The sequence below is a fragment of the Porphyromonas vaginalis genome (genome assembly GCF_958301595.1).
GTDB classification, from domain to species: Bacteria; Bacteroidota; Bacteroidia; order Bacteroidales; family Porphyromonadaceae; genus Porphyromonas; species Porphyromonas vaginalis.
Genome location: NZ_CATQJU010000001.1, coordinates 2080466 through 2095152 on the forward strand (window position 1 = coordinate 2080466; position 14687 = coordinate 2095152).

16 protein-coding genes are annotated in these 14687 nt (G+C 55.7%); 15 read left to right on the top strand and 1 reads right to left on the bottom strand.

Going from position 1 to position 14687, the window contains the following annotated elements:
- Position 1 precedes the first annotated feature (1 nt).
- Positions 2-2671 carry a structural protein gene (locus Q2J34_RS08105; RefSeq protein WP_300969906.1) on the top strand — a complete coding sequence of 890 codons (2670 nt, stop codon included), beginning with the start codon at positions 2-4 and terminating at the stop codon, positions 2669-2671.
- On the opposite strand, the gene Q2J34_RS08110 is transcribed toward Q2J34_RS08105, so the two are convergent.
- On the bottom strand, positions 2668-2979 hold the full coding sequence (locus tag Q2J34_RS08110; RefSeq protein WP_300969908.1) for a hypothetical protein: 312 nt from the start codon (positions 2977-2979) through the stop codon (positions 2668-2670). The two genes, Q2J34_RS08105 and Q2J34_RS08110, sit on opposite strands and share 4 nt — an antisense overlap.
- Before the next feature lie 53 nt (positions 2980-3032).
- Here Q2J34_RS08110 and Q2J34_RS08115 point away from each other — a divergent pair, with 53 nt between their 5' ends.
- The 14 genes from Q2J34_RS08115 to Q2J34_RS08180 all read left to right on the top strand — a co-directional run bounded on the left by Q2J34_RS08115 (position 3033) and on the right by Q2J34_RS08180 (position 14687).
- Positions 3033-3668, top strand: a complete 636-nt coding sequence (locus Q2J34_RS08115) for a ParB/RepB/Spo0J family partition protein (RefSeq protein WP_300969910.1) — start codon at positions 3033-3035, stop codon at positions 3666-3668.
- Positions 3665-5077, top strand: coding sequence for a ParB N-terminal domain-containing protein (locus Q2J34_RS08120; protein ID WP_300969912.1), 1413 nt, complete (start codon positions 3665-3667; stop codon positions 5075-5077). Before Q2J34_RS08115 ends, Q2J34_RS08120 begins: the two co-directional genes overlap by 4 nt.
- Positions 5078-5169: 92 nt before the next feature.
- Positions 5170-5715: a hypothetical protein gene (locus tag Q2J34_RS08125; protein ID WP_300969913.1), complete on the top strand. Its 546-nt coding sequence runs from the start codon at positions 5170-5172 to the stop codon at positions 5713-5715.
- A gap of 20 nt (positions 5716-5735) precedes the next feature.
- The gene (locus Q2J34_RS08130; RefSeq protein ID WP_300969915.1) at positions 5736-6131 is read left to right on the top strand and encodes a hypothetical protein; all 396 of its coding nucleotides are present in this window, start codon (positions 5736-5738) and stop codon (positions 6129-6131) included.
- 22 nt (positions 6132-6153) lie between these two features.
- On the top strand, positions 6154-7233 hold the full coding sequence (locus Q2J34_RS08135; RefSeq protein ID WP_300969916.1) for a major capsid protein: 1080 nt from the start codon (positions 6154-6156) through the stop codon (positions 7231-7233).
- A gap of 8 nt (positions 7234-7241) precedes the next feature.
- Complete coding sequence (locus Q2J34_RS08140; RefSeq protein ID WP_300969918.1) at positions 7242-7565, top strand: hypothetical protein; 324 nt, start codon at positions 7242-7244, stop codon at positions 7563-7565.
- Positions 7562-7891, top strand: coding sequence for a hypothetical protein (locus Q2J34_RS08145; RefSeq protein WP_300969920.1), 330 nt, complete (start codon positions 7562-7564; stop codon positions 7889-7891). The genes Q2J34_RS08140 and Q2J34_RS08145 overlap by 4 nt, the downstream gene beginning before the upstream one ends.
- Entirely contained in the window at positions 7882-8292 is a 411-nt protein-coding gene (locus tag Q2J34_RS08150; RefSeq protein WP_300969922.1) for a hypothetical protein, read from the top strand. The genes Q2J34_RS08145 and Q2J34_RS08150 overlap by 10 nt, the downstream gene beginning before the upstream one ends.
- Entirely contained in the window at positions 8289-8702 is a 414-nt protein-coding gene (locus Q2J34_RS08155; RefSeq protein ID WP_300969924.1) for a hypothetical protein, read from the top strand. The genes Q2J34_RS08150 and Q2J34_RS08155 overlap by 4 nt, the downstream gene beginning before the upstream one ends.
- A 19-nt stretch (positions 8703-8721) precedes the next feature.
- Positions 8722-9165 (top strand): hypothetical protein, encoded by a 444-nt coding sequence (locus Q2J34_RS08160; RefSeq protein WP_300969926.1) that lies wholly within the window; start codon positions 8722-8724, stop codon positions 9163-9165.
- 197 nt (positions 9166-9362) lie between these two features.
- Positions 9363-9716, top strand: coding sequence for a hypothetical protein (locus tag Q2J34_RS08165; protein WP_300969928.1), 354 nt, complete (start codon positions 9363-9365; stop codon positions 9714-9716).
- A gap of 14 nt (positions 9717-9730) precedes the next feature.
- A complete protein-coding gene (locus tag Q2J34_RS08170) occupies positions 9731-10222 on the top strand; it encodes a hypothetical protein (protein WP_300969930.1) in 492 nt (163 codons plus the stop codon).
- Complete coding sequence (locus Q2J34_RS08175; protein ID WP_300969932.1) at positions 10222-10410, top strand: hypothetical protein; 189 nt, start codon at positions 10222-10224, stop codon at positions 10408-10410. The genes Q2J34_RS08170 and Q2J34_RS08175 overlap by 1 nt, the downstream gene beginning before the upstream one ends.
- Positions 10407-14687: a tape measure protein gene (locus Q2J34_RS08180; RefSeq protein WP_300969934.1), complete on the top strand. Its 4281-nt coding sequence runs from the start codon at positions 10407-10409 to the stop codon at positions 14685-14687. The genes Q2J34_RS08175 and Q2J34_RS08180 overlap by 4 nt, the downstream gene beginning before the upstream one ends.

The window sequence follows — 14687 nt, forward strand, 5'->3', positions numbered from 1 at the left end:
AATGACCCCCAAGCAGTACGACCGCCAGCACCTCAAGCACCTATCCGCTATGGATAGGTGCATCGACCAGCTCTTCGACAAGGCACTCAAGAGGCTGGCGAGTTACGGCATCTTCCTTGACAAGCCCCTCGGAGACCAGCCCTTCAGCTTTGCCGACTACCCCGAGGTGCAGCGCATCATCGACGGCATCTTCGAGGAGTTCCGCCAGTCGGTGGAGGTCACCATCACCAAGGGACTAGAGTGGGAGGACAACCTCTCAGCCAGCAAGGCGACCGACCTCGCCTCACGCTATGGAGTAGCAGTTGCCCAGCAGAGGAGCCAAGCGATCGCAGGCTTCGCACAGCGCAAGGTCGGGGGGCTAGATTTGTCCCAGCGAGTTTGGAATATCACCAGCACGTTTGAAAAGGAGGTCGAGACCGCTATGGACATCGCCCTCCGTGACGGCACCCCCGCCAACCGCCTAGCGACCGACCTCAAGCAGTACCTCAAGCACCCCGACAAGCTATTTCGCAGGGTACGAGACGAACACGGACAGCTCCAGCTCTCCAAGCGTGCCAAGGAGTTTCACCCAGGGGCTGGCGTCTATCGCTCCAGCTACAAAAACGCTCGCAGGCTAGCCGTCACCGAGACCAATATGGCGTACCACAAGGCGGACAACGAGCGGTGGCGACAGCTAGACTTCGTCCTCGGCTACGAGGTGCAGGTATCGGGGACGAACCCCAACGTCTGCCCCCTTTGCGTGGAGCTAGCGGGCAAGTACCCCAAGGAGTTCGAGTTCGTCGGCTGGCACCCGCATTGCAGGTGCCACGCCGTGCCGATTATGGAGGACATCGACAGCTTTCAAGCCCGCCAAGAGCTAATAGCCAACGGCAAACAGCCACCAGCCCCCACGGGACAAGTGACTGAGCCTCCGAAGAACTTCACCGACCACCTCGCCAACAACAGCGACCGCCTCCAGCGAGCCAGCAAAGCAGGCACGCTCCCCTACTTCGTCCGTGACAACTACAAGGTCGGCAAGGACGGCACACTCACCCCGACATTCAACGCCCCGAAGAAGCCAAACAAGCCAGCGATGCCGAGCATCCTAGAGCGAGCCAAAGCACGCCACGAAGCCCGCACGCCCGAGGAGGTCAAAGACATCAAGCGCAGGCTCATCCAGCGCAACGCAGACATACGCCACGCCAACCGCACAGACGAGGAGGTCGCACGTATCAAGCAGGCGGTTATAGACCGCAGAGTCAACCGCAACTACGGCAAGCGCATACTCGCTACGATGGACGGCATCTCAGACGTAGACACGAGCCGTCTCCGTGACCTCCTCCAGCGAGGAGACCACGAGGCTATACTGCAGGAGGCTCGCAGGCTACGAGACATCGGCAAGGAAATCACATCGCTCAAGCACCTAGACAACCCGCTACAAGTCGCTCGCAACTTCTCAATGGAGAGTGCCAAGCTCGTGGACAAGGCTGTCGCAGACAAGCTCAAGACATTCAGCGGGCTATCCAATGAGCAGAAGCTCAAGAAGCTCAAGTTTGAGGCGGAGTGGGTAGAGCAGCACAAGAAGTACAGCACGTGGTCAGTAGCACGAGACGCATACAAGAAAGAGTACGCCAAGGTCGAGCAGACGATCTACTGGGACGACAAGAAGTCCGCACTATCCACGCTAAAGGGCTTCAAAACATCGAGCAAGCTGTACAAGGACGACCTCGGCAAGCTAACCGACGCGATCGCCAAGGGAGACAAGACGACAGCAGAGAGTGCCATAGCACGACTAGAGAAGAGACGCTCAGACCTGCGGTTAAAAAGTCAAGAGAAAGTCAAAGTAGCAGTATCTGCGAGTGGTAAAGGCAGTAGCTCTTACGAGACACTGCCAGAACTAACAGAAAGGCTTGGAAAAGACCTTCCACCAACACTGAAAAATCTCGAGAAGCTTATAGAGAAAGGTCTATCAACTGGAGACTACTCAAGGTATTGGACAGAAGCTGAGATTGAAAAGGCTGAGAGGATAATCAAGGAAGTTATAGACAATGGTTGCTATGGGATGAATGTCCCTAGATGTGACAGCGATGGCAATGCGGATGTGATAGACAAGATATTCTCATCTTGGTTTAAGAACCAAATAGAGACTGGCACGGGGAATGGCTTGGTGAATGTAAGTAGGAGAAAAAAAGCCAGCAGGGCTCTATTCGGCACGCCTCCGAGGGTTAAAGCTATAGATTATGAGAAGTATGGGTTCCTTATGGATAAGGATGTCATCGCTCAAGCGCACTCCAGCATCGCTGGGCAATACTGGAACTATGGGGATGGTATACAAATTCGCTTCAAGAAAGACAAGACAATCGCTACATTTACGATGCAAGACAGCCTAGGTAGTTATCTACACCCGTCTTTATGTAGCGACCCGAAAATATCTTCATTTAATCCCTATGCGGGCAAGTCTATCGTTGAAAGGACGATAGACACTACCTCAGCCATAAAAGCGACTAAGGAGTTCGCCAGAGGCTATATCGAATTGCAATATCACGGAGTGTTAACTCCCGAATGTGTTGAGAGCGTATTCATCCCGCAGGACGTACTCCGCAAACTCAATGTAGACACACTGCAACTGATCAAAAAGAGCGGAGCAATAGTGTATAGTGAAGATGCGTACGGGAATCTTATAACGCTCTAGTACTGGTTGATTATGTCAAGATTATCGTATGGGAAGTTTTTCCCGTGCCAAAGGTCTAAATAGAATATGATTGCTCTCTTTTCAAACGGGATGGAGCTGTCAATAAGCACTCCATCGCAGTCCCCAGACGTTAGTGCATCTTCCAATGAGTCTTTCAGCCTTTGGAAGAAACTCTTATCGTCAGATACATTGTCAGATAGAGACTTCTCCCCACTCCACCAAAGAGCATCAATAGAACCTCCGTCAAACGGACACTCATCCTCGCCTTTGTAGTATCGGCACTGCTTAATCAATTCTTCTCTAGTCATAACTCAATACTTTGACACCAAAGGTACAAACTAACAACCAATAATACAACACCATGAACGACAACAACGCACCGCACTACACCGAGCTACCCATAGCACAGCTCGAGGAGAACAGAGGGCAGATTGACGGGCTACCAGCCAACCCCCGCAACATTCAGCCCGATAAGCTCGCCAAGCTCAAGCGAAGCATACTAGACAACCCCGAGATGCTCCAGCTCCGTGGCATCCTCGTCTATCCGCACGGGGACAAGTACATCGTCATCGGGGGCAATATGCGCCTCCGAGCAATGGTCGAGCTAGGTATGACCTCCGCCCCCTGCGTCGTTATCCCCAGCCACGTCACAGCCGACAAGCTCCGAGCCTACACGATCCTCGACAACAGCTCTATGGGTGAGTGGGACTGGCAAGCTCTCCAGCTCGAGTGGGACACCGCACAGCTCGACGACTGGGGCATTGACCTGCCCGACTGGGAGGAGGAGCTAGCAAGCACAGACGGGACACTGGAGATGACATCGGACAAGACAGAGTCTACAGTGTCGCTCAATCGTATGAACGTAGGAGACTACGTAATACTGTACACAGACGAAGAGAAAGCTCATTTGATAGAATCAATAGAGCGGTACATTGAGAAGTACGGCATTACGACTGGATATATTAGACACTTAGTAGAGAGCGAGCGAGACTTATGAACAAGACAGAGAGGGTCAAGATTGACACACTAGTCCCAGCAGAATATAACCCCAGAGACATCTCAGAGGAGTCTCTCGACATGCTCAAGCAGTCAATCAGCGAGCTGGGGCAGATAAAGCCTATCATCGTAAATGGGGAGACCAGCGTGATAATGGCGGGACACCAACGCACTAAAGCTATGAGAGCGTTAGGGTACGATGAGTGCGATGCGTATGTATTGCACGGGATAAATCAGCAGGACGAGGCGAGATTTAACCAAATCCACAACAAGACAGAGTATGAGGTGAGCGATGATGCTCCTAGAGTCCGCATCAACAAGCCAATGGAGCTGGGGACTTCAATCATATACCCCAATGAGGTGGAGGTACTAGACAAAGGCAGGCTAGCAGACTTCAACAAGTCTCTCGCCACGCTAATACAGCGATACGGGGCATTTGGGATGCCTATATGCACACAGAGTGGAGATGTGATAGTCTCCTCGGCATACGCTATGGCGAGCAAGTTGTGCTATGAGCCGATGCTAGTACTGACGCTAGACGACCACAAGGCAGAGCTAGCTAAGTCGTACCTAAGTAAAGAGTATGGGAGATTCTCATACGACACGATAAGGCGTAAGACGTACATACAGTCTCTCGCACAGCTACCAAGACTGCAGGGTCGAGGCAAGCGCAGAATGGTATCAAAGCTGTATGAGCAAATGGTGATACCCTATCTAGATGCTATCCAAGACGGCTCTACGCTCCGAATTCTGGACTTCGGGGCTGGCAAGTACGCCTACGCAGACAAGCTCAGAGCTAGAGGGTATAACATCGAGCGAGTAGACCCGTATCACAGAGTAGCTGGCACACATCGGATCGCAGTGGCTGACAATGAAGAAGCCTTCAAGCGTATCGCAAAGAGCATATCCGAGGACGGGCTATACGACATCGTGATATGTGACTCAGTACTTAACTCAGTGGATTCGCTCCAAGCGTGGAACGACGTAGTGAACACGTGCCACGCACTGACAAAGGACGGAGGTACAATCTTCATAAGCGGGAGAAAAGTCGAGGACGCACTAATGAAGTGCAACACTAAGAGTACTAGTGGCAGACAGACTCTCTATTTCCTCGATGACGACAATCTGACAGCTCAGTATAGACGGGGTAATTGGTTCTTTCAGAAGTTCGAGAATGAAGAGCAGATTACAGAGATCCACACGAGGATAGGAGAGCTGATAGACAGACAAGAAGACAACTCGTATAGACTACACATCAATAAGACGAGACGCATCTCTCAGCGCACGGCAATAGAGAGCCTCAGACGGGAGTGGAGTCTTATGCTCCCAGATGGACAGCAGTACGAGCTGGCAGATGTGATAGAAGACGCTTATAAGAGAGCCGTCAAGACAAACAAAAGACAACGGTAGATAAACGAAATCAAGAAGTTATCAACAATTGTGCGATTTCCTTGGAGCGGACTCCAGACGCACTTATCTTTGCACCAAAACAATAAACAACAATGACACAGACAACACAGACCACACAGCCCGCAGGCGAGGCGACACAGCAGCCAACCACCCCGCCCGCAGAGACCACACAGCAGACGACGGCACAACACCCCGAGCAGACGGCACAGCAGGCACAGCAGACCACGCCACCGCCAGCCCCGAAGTCGGCATTCATCACCGACGGCAAGCTACCACAGCAGACCAACGAGCCAACAGCTAACAGCCAAGAGCTAATAGCAAAAGTCACCGCCCTGCAGGCACGGCTAGACGCTATCGAGAGCCAGCGCACCACCGAGACACGCACAGCAGAGGTCGAGCGCATCATAGCTCCACTCAGCGAAACGCTCAAGGCGGTCTACAGACGCACCCCATTTGCCTCGCTCACCGACGAGGAGTACGCACAGCTCACCGAGACCATCAAAAAGGAGGTCAACGAGCTAGCCACAGCCGACAAAGCACGGGGCGCAGTCTTCAGCAGACCCACCGCCAGCAAGCCGACCGACGGCAAGGCGAGCGACAAAGAGACGGACGAAGTCCTCAGACGACTCAATCTATAACCAACTAACACCTAAACACTATGGCAGAATCAACACTGAATCAGACCAGCAAAGTCTTCGGGAGCGGTAAAGACGGCATTTGCATCATCAAATGTCTAACCGACATCCCAGGCGGACGCTCACTAGACGTGTCCCGCATCCCAGCTGAGTACGACGTTATCTCAGCGGGTCACATCGTTATCAGCAAGGCAGGGCAGTACATCCTCCTCGGAGTCACTGGCGGTAAGTTCGCCACGCTCACCGAGGGCGAGAGCTACGTAGGCGTCCTCCGCACGGCTATCATGCGACAAGACCCACGTGGTGCTATCGTCACTTCAGGACAGGTCAACGGAGCCTGTACCCCATTCCCCATTGACGATGCAATCGCCAAGGGGCTACCACACATTGAGTTCCTCTTCACGGACAAACGCAACTAATTAACACAAGACACCTAACACTATGCAAGAATCACTATTCAAGGAACTAGTCGACAAGTACCTCGGGTCAGTTGTCGGCAAAGTTGTCGAGAAGGAAAACGGAGCCACCACCCCACCCACGCTCCTACACAAGACGATGCTCACCAACGAGTACTCGCCCGACCTTAATTGGGGTGCCAGCACGCTAAATAACAGTGTAGTCGCAGCCGATGTCGTATCGCTCGACAGCTCGCTACCCCTCAAGAGCCGTGCCACGCTACGAGTAGCTACGGGCAAGCTCCCAAAGCTCGGTCTGAAGTACCGCAAGAGCGAGAGCGAAATCAGCGACCTCAACGTAATGGTCGCACGAGGCACCAACGAGGCGACCATCGCCAGCAAACTACTAGACGACACCGTACGAGCTATCAAGGCTATCGATGTCCGCAACGAGATTATGTTCCTGCAGGGGCTATCCTCGGGCGTCGTCCTAGTCACTGACGAGGACAACCAAGGTACTGGCATCCGTGCCAGCTTTGGCTATCGTGACGAGAACAAGGTCAAGGCGAAGAAAGCGTGGAGCGGTGCAGGAGCTACTCCGCTCAGCGACATCACGGCAGTCTTTGACAAAGCCAACGCTGACAGCAACCCAATCGCTCACGTCTACATCGACACCAAGACCTTCAACGAGCTAAGGTCGAGCGCGGAGGGCAAGATGCTCGGTGCCAGCTACAGCGGTCACGTAGTTACGGACAAGACGCTACTAGCCGTACCGCCACGTGCTACCTTCCTTGAGGCTCTCAAGGACGAGTTCGGAGCTGAGTGGCACATCGTAGAGAGCAAGTACCGCATCGAGGGGCTAGACGGCACCAAGAAGCCAGCGAATGCTTGGACGGAGGGCAACATCGTCTTCACGCCCACCGACAAGGTCGGACGTCTCGTGTACGGTACACTTGTCGAGGAGACCAACCCAGTCGCAGGCGTTGTCTACCAAAAGGCAGGCGACTATACTCTTATCAGTAAGTACAGCACCAACGACCCCGTAGAGGAGTTCACCGCAGGTCAGGCTTTATGCCTCCCCGTCATCGATGGCGCTGACGGCATCTACGTATTAACGCAGAAGTAAGTTGAGAGATGACGCTGAGCGACTACCTGCGTGGCTTGACCAACTACCCCCTATCTGAGGAAGCTCTCCAGAGCATCCTCAGTAAGCGGGGTGCCTCCTACGACACGGACACCATCGACGATGACCAGCTCCTATGCCTCACCACGGCAGACGTCTATCGCTGGCTCTCCACCGCCCCCGACGTATCGCAGGGCGGGCAGAGCTACAGCCTATCGGACAACATACGGGAGTACTATCGCAGACGTGCCAACGAGTTGTACCGAGAGGCGGGCGAGCCTGAGAGCGTCCTCGAGGAGCATCCACGTTACGGCTACAAGGGCGACCGACTATGATCATCGCAAGTGGCAAGCTCGAGTACAGGGCTAGAGACGGACGGGAGTACGACGACAACGGCTACCCCGTACAGCAGACCACCGAGTGGTCGCCAGCGGTGCCGTGCCAAGTCGTGCCACTGCAGTACGATCGCACCGTCCTCTCCAGCACCACCGAGACGCCCATCGTCATAGCCCGCTACGAGGTGCTAATCGACGCACGCCACTACAAGGAGGCGACCGAGATACGCATCACCGACACGAGGAGCGGACAGGTCGAGGAGCTACGAGTCGTCAAGCCTGAGTACCTACGAGCCGTCAGCCAATACAAGCTACTATGCCGATAGAGGTCACGACACCGAGCGGAGAGATCCAGCAGTACATTGAGGAGCAACTCGCCCTCAAGGTCGAGCGACTCATCAACAGTCTCAGCTACATCGGTGAGGGCGCACTGCGCATCGCACGAGAGCAAGGGAGCTACACCGACCGCACGGGCAATCTGCGCAATTCCACTGGCTACGTGATAGCCGTGGACGGACAGATCATCGCCCGAGCAGGCTTCCGCTCCAAGGACGAGGACGGAGCCGCCTTTGCCGAGGAGCTAGCCCGCACGACAGAGGGCAAGGCGGTACTCGTAGTTTGCGCAGGCATGAATTACGCCACCTACGTATCACGCAGAGGCTACGACGTCCTCGACTCAGCCGAGATAGAGGCGAAAGTTTTAGCCGAAAAGTTACTCAAGCTATGATGACCCGCAAAAGCGTTACCAGCCGAGAGGTGCAGACGACCGTTTACAAGCTCCTCCGTGAGAGCGAGCTTTGTAAAGCGGTCAACGGCAAGCTCTACCACGCCACGACCCGCCCCCGAGCCAGCCACAAGGAGGACATCATCGTCCGCTACACAGCAGGCAGGAGCGGGGAGGTACAAGAGGGCGTTGTGACCGTCCTCATCTACAGCGAGCCGATACCAGCACCCGACGGCACACCACGTGAGGACATAGCCCGCACCGTACAGATAGAGCGACTAGCGACCGACTGGGTCGACGACCTCCCCACGGGGCGGTACCTCTTCAGCCCGTCCGACACCGCTCAGACGCTCTACGATCCCGAGGCGGGACAATACTTCACCAGCATCAAAATCAATTACAAACACTATTAACCTAACACCACAGAACACTATGGCAACAAACGTAGAACTTACATGGGGCAAATGCACCGTGGACTATTCGATAGGCGGGAACGCCTACTCAGAGCAACCCAAGCTAGACAGCACTAAGCTCACCGCATCTGACGGCACCACTGTCGAGGCTAAAGTCGAGGGCGGAGACGTCCTACGAGTACGCAGGGACTCAGACTCCTACACGCTGGAGTGGGACACCTACATTCACTCCGCCAATGCGGACAAGTACAAGGATCGCATAGCAACGCCAGACATAGCAATCACCAAGCTATCCGTCACGCCAGCAAATAAGGCGGCTCTCTGCATCATAGCCGCTAATGCTAACCTACACAGCACCTTCAGCTTCGACACGCAGGGCGGTATTTTGATGCACAACAAGGCGACCTTCGTCCTCGGTGAGGGCGGTACACAGCTCTTTGAGCTCAAGGTCGCCACCGCCTAAGCACAGCACCCGCCCCACACGGCTAGTCAACCGAAGCAAATACGGGGCTTCCAGCGCTAGCCACGGGGCGGGAGCTAACACAAGAGTGAGAGTTTAGACGATAGGGAGCGAGGTTTTCTTTTGTCAGTTTCTTTCCCCCGCCACCCCTATCGTCCTCTCATTAACCATTAACCACTAGCCACTAACCACCACACACCATGCTAGAGACCATATTCACAGCAGTCTTCACCGCCATCGCAGGAGCCATCGCCACCGTTTGGGGCTATTGGACTGGGCGCAAAAAGACCGCCAGCGAGAACGCTATCAAGCGTGCCGAAGCACTAGACAAGCAAAGCGAGATCATCGACCAGCAAGCTGAGAAGCTCGAGAAGCTATACAACATCGTCGTAGCCCTCCGAGACGAAAACGCCAAGCTCATAAGCCAAAACAACACCCTCAAGCTGAGCGTAGACAACCTCAACAAGGAGGTCGAGTCGCTCCGTCAAGAGCTAGCGCATTACAAGCACCCAGCCCACAAGCGCAAAGCCCCAATCACCGAAGCTTACGAGTAACCAGCACAACCACCATGATCGAGACACAGACCAGCAATCTACTCAACGACACCCCCACGACCATCGTCATCGGGGGTGCCACTTATCAGATAGCACCACCCACCTTCGCCAACCTCGCCCGCATATCCAGCGAGATAGCACAGCTAGAGATTGGCACCATCGACCCCGCACAGCTTGCCGAGGGCGTACTCCGTGAGGCACGCCACGGCTACCAGCTAGCACGCATCATCGCCACAGCCATTGAGGAGACCGAGCGACCCACACGGCTCCAGCGTCTATGGCGCAAGCTACGGCAGCGCATCACCCGCACCACCTTAGCCGACCGCATCTATCGCACAGCCACACCGAGCGAGGCGACACAAGCATTTTCGGAGATCCTACAGACGTTACAACTAGGTGATTTTTTCGCAATTACCACTTTCCTCAGCGGGGCAAGGATCACGAGGGCGACGAAAGTGGAGACAGAGATCGGAGCGACAGCCCGTGGAGCCTCATCGCAGGGCTGATGAAGACCTACCGCCTCTCGTGGCACGCAGTCGTCCACGAGATCAGCTACGCCAACCTCATACTCCTCTCCAGCGTCATACCCGACTACGATAGCCCCAAGACGGACGGAGAGACCTCGGGGACGCTCCACCTCAGAGCAGACGACCCCGCAAACGCAGACCGCATTAGACACCTACTACAGATATGATCCAAGGCAAGGGCGGTGAGATAGCCGCACGAGTAACCCTAGACACCTCGCAACTAGACAAGGACGTACAGCGAGCCACGGGCAAGTTCCAGCAAATATCCAAGAGCGCACAGCAGGAGAGCAACCGCATGCGGGACGCACTCCTCAGCGTGGGCAAGGCGGTCGGGATAGCCTTCTCCGCACAGCAGGCGATAGCTTTCATCAAGCAGATCGTGAGCGTCCGAAGCGAGATCCAAGCCCTCGAGGTATCATTTCGTACGCTCCTCGGGAGCCAGCAAGCATCGGCCGAGCTGATGCGCCAAATGAAAGAGTTCGCAGCCGCCACACCCCTCCAGCTGGGCGACCTAGCCAAGGGAGCGCAGACGATGCTCGGCTTCAACCTCGCCCCCGACGAGATCATGCCGATGCTCAAGGCGATAGGCGATATTTCGATGGGTGATGCGCAGAAGTTCCAGTCACTCACCCTAGCCTTTTCACAGATGCAGTCGGTCGGCAAGCTTATGGGACAAGACCTTCTGCAGATGATCAACGCAGGCTTCTCGCCATTAGCAGTGATGGCGGACAAGACGGGCAAGAGCATCGGAGAACTCAAAGAGGAGATGTCAGCGGGAGCCATCAGTGCCGAGATGGTCAAGCAGGCATTCATCGATGCGACCAGCGAGGGCGGGCAATTCTACGGCATGCTATCGGGGCAGGGCGACACGGTCAAGGGCGCACTAGCTCAGCTGTCGGGAGCTTTCACCGACATGTTCAACGGCATCGGAGAGCAGAGTGAGGGCATCATCAAGGGGTCGGTCAAGTCCGTGCAGTGGCTCGTGGAGAACTACGAGACGCTCGGCAAAGTCCTCGCAGGCATCATCGCCACCTACGGCACCTACAAGGCAGTCATGATGACGGTCGTAGCACTGGAGCGACTACAAGTCCAGCTCGCACTCGCTAAGATGGAGGGGATGACCAAGCAGGCAGCACTACTAGACATCCTCAAGGCTAAGCAACTAGCCCTCAACAAGGCGGTGACATCTCTAGCTAATCCGTACGTCCTCCTCGCTATGGCTATCGTGGGCGTCACCTACGGCATCTACAAGCTCGCCACAGCCGAGACAGAAGCGGAGAAAGCGCAGCGCAAGCACAACGAGGCGATCGAGCAGGGCAAGAAAGAGATCGAAGACTACAAGCAGGCGGTCGGGGAGTACCTCGAGATAGTCCGTGACGATACCGCCACACAGCGACAGCGATACGAGGCGTACGAGAAGCTCGCCAAGCTGATGCCACAGCTCAAGGGCAAGAGCGTTGAGGAGATTAGTCAGATGGACACCAAAGAGCTGGACAAGCTCCTCAATACCAACACGGACATAATCCACCTCCAGCAACTCAAGAAAGAGGCAAAGGCAGCGCAGGCAGAGGTCGACAAGCTCCGAGCCGTGGTCGAGGCTTACGACAACGCACCGTGGCGCAAGGGGGCAGACCTAGAGGTCGAGAAAGCCCGCAAGAAGCTAGTCATAGCAGAGCAGACCCTCCGCACAGCACAGCAGGATCTAGCCGTCTACGAGGAGCAACAACGTCAAGCCGAGTACGAGGCAATGTCGCAGGAGGAGAAGCTCGCCTACCTCAATGAGCAGAAGAACAATCTCGAGTGGCAGATGGACGCCACCTCCAACCTCATATCTCTGCAGGTACGCCAGCTCATCGAGCAGGGCAAGATAGCCGATGCCGTCCGACTAGCCAAAAAGGAGGCGGGAGGATTTAGCGGTGCGCTCTTCAACGCATTTCACCAAACCGTCGCACTCAACGATGAGATGGTCAAGCTCAACGGCAAGATACAGCAGGTGCAGGCTACCGACACGGGCAAGACATACAAGGAGGCACTAGCTGATGCCTACCAAGAGTGGCAACGGACAAAGCAGGCACTCAAGGACGCCACGAACAAGAACGTGGCGGACTACAACAAAGCCAAGGAGGAGGCGGACAAAGCCGAGCAAGCGTACAAAGCACTCGGGGGCAACACCTCGCCACGCACCTCCACAGCTCCCAAGCGTGACCGCAAGGCAGAGCAGGCTGAGGAGCGTAGACGCCTCCAGCAGTTAGCCGACCTCAAGGCAGACTTTGCGAAGAGGGAGCTTCGCCAAGCTATCGACAACGAGTTTGCCATCAAGCAGGCTCGCATCAACGCTCAGGAGGACACGATCCAGCGAGAGCTAGAGCTAGCACGACTCCACACGGCACAGCTTAAGGAGGAGAACAAGCGACGGGAGGAGGACTGGATAGAGACCCTCCAGCGCAAGCGGGAGGAGGAGTGGAAGCTACAGAACCCCGCCAAAGCCAAGGAGGGCTACAGCTTCACAGGCGTAACCACACGAGACGACCTCAGCAAGCAACAGCTAGAGCAACTAGCCGAGTACGACCGCATCGCCACCGAGCAGGGCGTCAAGGCAGAGACCGAGGCACTCCGCAAGCGACTCCAGCAGTTCGAGAGCTACGCACAAGAGCGTATGAGAGTCGCCAAGGAGTATGCCGACAAGGAGCAAGAGCTCCACAACGCTGACGGCTCGCTCCGTGAGGGCGTGACGCAGGACAACCTTGACGAGCTCAAGCGACAGAGCGACGAGGCACTAGCCAAGATCGACGAGGCGTGGGCAGAGCGTGAGGAGACTTACCAGCAGTGGATGACCGACATCGCCAGCATGTCCATCGCACAGCTCGAGCAGGAGCTGGAGCGGGTGCAACTACTACTCGCTAAGGCGCAGATAGAGGGCAAGGACGACAAGAGCGTGGCGGTGATCCGTACGCAAGTCGAGCAACTCCGTAAGAAGCTCGGAGAGGTAAACCGAGAGGCACAGAAGACGGGACAGAGCTTTGCCGATTGGAGCCGTGCCACCGAGACGCTACGAGCCACCAAGGACGAGCTGGACAGCCTCGCTGAGAGCGTCCGACCGCTCAGTGACAGCCTCGCCAATACGATCAAAGGCGTGGCAGGCTTAGCCACACCCGTCATCGGAATCATAGGGAGCATCGGCAAGTTTGCAGAGATGTCCCAGCAGGGCATCTCCGCCTCCGCCACCGCCACCCAAAAGGCTATCGCTATAGCTGAGAAAGGTACCGTCATCCTTACCATCATCTCCACCGCTATCCAGCTAGCCACCAAGGTTGCAAAGCTATTCAGCAACGACAAGCGACACGAGAAGAACATCAAGGAGCTAGACAACCGCATAGCCGACATTCAGTGGCGACTAGATCACTGGGGCTGGGACAAGCTCGAGGAGAGCGCAGGCAGACCCCTAGAGCGCATCAACGAGTGGCTCGCAGAGGTACGCCTCAAGGCGCTAGCAGCTGCAGCCGCTACGGGCGACTACGTCAAGGCGTGGCAGACGCTCAACGACATAACCCTCGGCACAGAGGAGGCGGGGCGCAACCTCGCTGACGCTTACATGCGGGCGGACTATATGGCGGGCAAGCTCCTCGGCTCCGACCGCTACTCCGAGGCACGCAATCAGCTCGACATGATGGGTCAGAAGATCGTCAATATCCAGCAGAAAATTGACGAGAAGAAAGCGAAGAAAGGCGACCACAGCAAGGAGATAGAAGAGCTGGAGCGGCAGCAGAAGGAGGAGGCAGAGAAGATGGCGGGCTACATCGACAACATGCTCAACGACCTCCTCGGGGGTAACGCTATCCAGCTAGCCGACAAGCTCGGCAACGCACTCTTCGATGCCTTCAGCAAGGGCGAGGACGCTGCACGAGCTTTCGAGGGAGCGGTCAATGACATCATCAACAACATGGTTAAGAAGCTCCTCATCCAGCAGTTCCTCGAGAAGCCGATCGCCGAGGCGATCAACAAGCTCAAGCAGGCAGCGACCAAGGATGGCGTGCTAGACATGGACGCACTGATAGCCAGCATCGGGACGCTCTTTGACGACTTTCAGAAGATCGGCGCTGATGCAGGTAAGCTCCAAGACGCCTACGATAAGATCATGCAGACGATAGGAGCGGATATGAGCGACATGCTCTCGGGACAGCGCAAGGGCATAGCCACCGCCAGCCAAGACAGCATCGATGAACTTAACGGACGAGCCACCGCTATACAGACGCACACCGCTATGATAGCGCAAGGCACAGCACGGCTCACCTCACTAGCGCAAAGCACCTTTGACCAGCTGGTCGAGGTTGGGCGCATGGTCAAGGAGGGCAACGCCACACGCCAGCGCATCGAGACCTCCACCGCCACCATCGCCACCAAGGTACGAGACTTCGAGACCTACGGCATCAAGATGAAGAGATAA

Bases quoted from the DNA above. Each gene is read 5' to 3' on its own strand.
- Q2J34_RS08105 (WP_300969906.1), top strand. From the start codon at position 2: ATGACCCCCAAGCAGTACGACCGCCAGCACCTCAAGCACCTATCCGCT.
- Q2J34_RS08110 (WP_300969908.1), bottom strand. From the start codon at position 2,979: ATGACTAGAGAAGAATTGATTAAGCAGTGCCGATACTACAAAGGCGAG.
- Q2J34_RS08115 (WP_300969910.1), top strand. From the start codon at position 3,033: ATGAACGACAACAACGCACCGCACTACACCGAGCTACCCATAGCACAG.
- Q2J34_RS08120 (WP_300969912.1), top strand. From the start codon at position 3,665: ATGAACAAGACAGAGAGGGTCAAGATTGACACACTAGTCCCAGCAGAA.
- Q2J34_RS08125 (WP_300969913.1), top strand. From the start codon at position 5,170: ATGACACAGACAACACAGACCACACAGCCCGCAGGCGAGGCGACACAG.
- Q2J34_RS08130 (WP_300969915.1), top strand. From the start codon at position 5,736: ATGGCAGAATCAACACTGAATCAGACCAGCAAAGTCTTCGGGAGCGGT.
- Q2J34_RS08135 (WP_300969916.1), top strand. From the start codon at position 6,154: ATGCAAGAATCACTATTCAAGGAACTAGTCGACAAGTACCTCGGGTCA.
- Q2J34_RS08140 (WP_300969918.1), top strand. From the start codon at position 7,242: ATGACGCTGAGCGACTACCTGCGTGGCTTGACCAACTACCCCCTATCT.
- Q2J34_RS08145 (WP_300969920.1), top strand. From the start codon at position 7,562: ATGATCATCGCAAGTGGCAAGCTCGAGTACAGGGCTAGAGACGGACGG.
- Q2J34_RS08150 (WP_300969922.1), top strand. From the start codon at position 7,882: ATGCCGATAGAGGTCACGACACCGAGCGGAGAGATCCAGCAGTACATT.
- Q2J34_RS08155 (WP_300969924.1), top strand. From the start codon at position 8,289: ATGATGACCCGCAAAAGCGTTACCAGCCGAGAGGTGCAGACGACCGTT.
- Q2J34_RS08160 (WP_300969926.1), top strand. From the start codon at position 8,722: ATGGCAACAAACGTAGAACTTACATGGGGCAAATGCACCGTGGACTAT.
- Q2J34_RS08165 (WP_300969928.1), top strand. From the start codon at position 9,363: ATGCTAGAGACCATATTCACAGCAGTCTTCACCGCCATCGCAGGAGCC.
- Q2J34_RS08170 (WP_300969930.1), top strand. From the start codon at position 9,731: ATGATCGAGACACAGACCAGCAATCTACTCAACGACACCCCCACGACC.
- Q2J34_RS08175 (WP_300969932.1), top strand. From the start codon at position 10,222: ATGAAGACCTACCGCCTCTCGTGGCACGCAGTCGTCCACGAGATCAGC.
- Q2J34_RS08180 (WP_300969934.1), top strand. From the start codon at position 10,407: ATGATCCAAGGCAAGGGCGGTGAGATAGCCGCACGAGTAACCCTAGAC.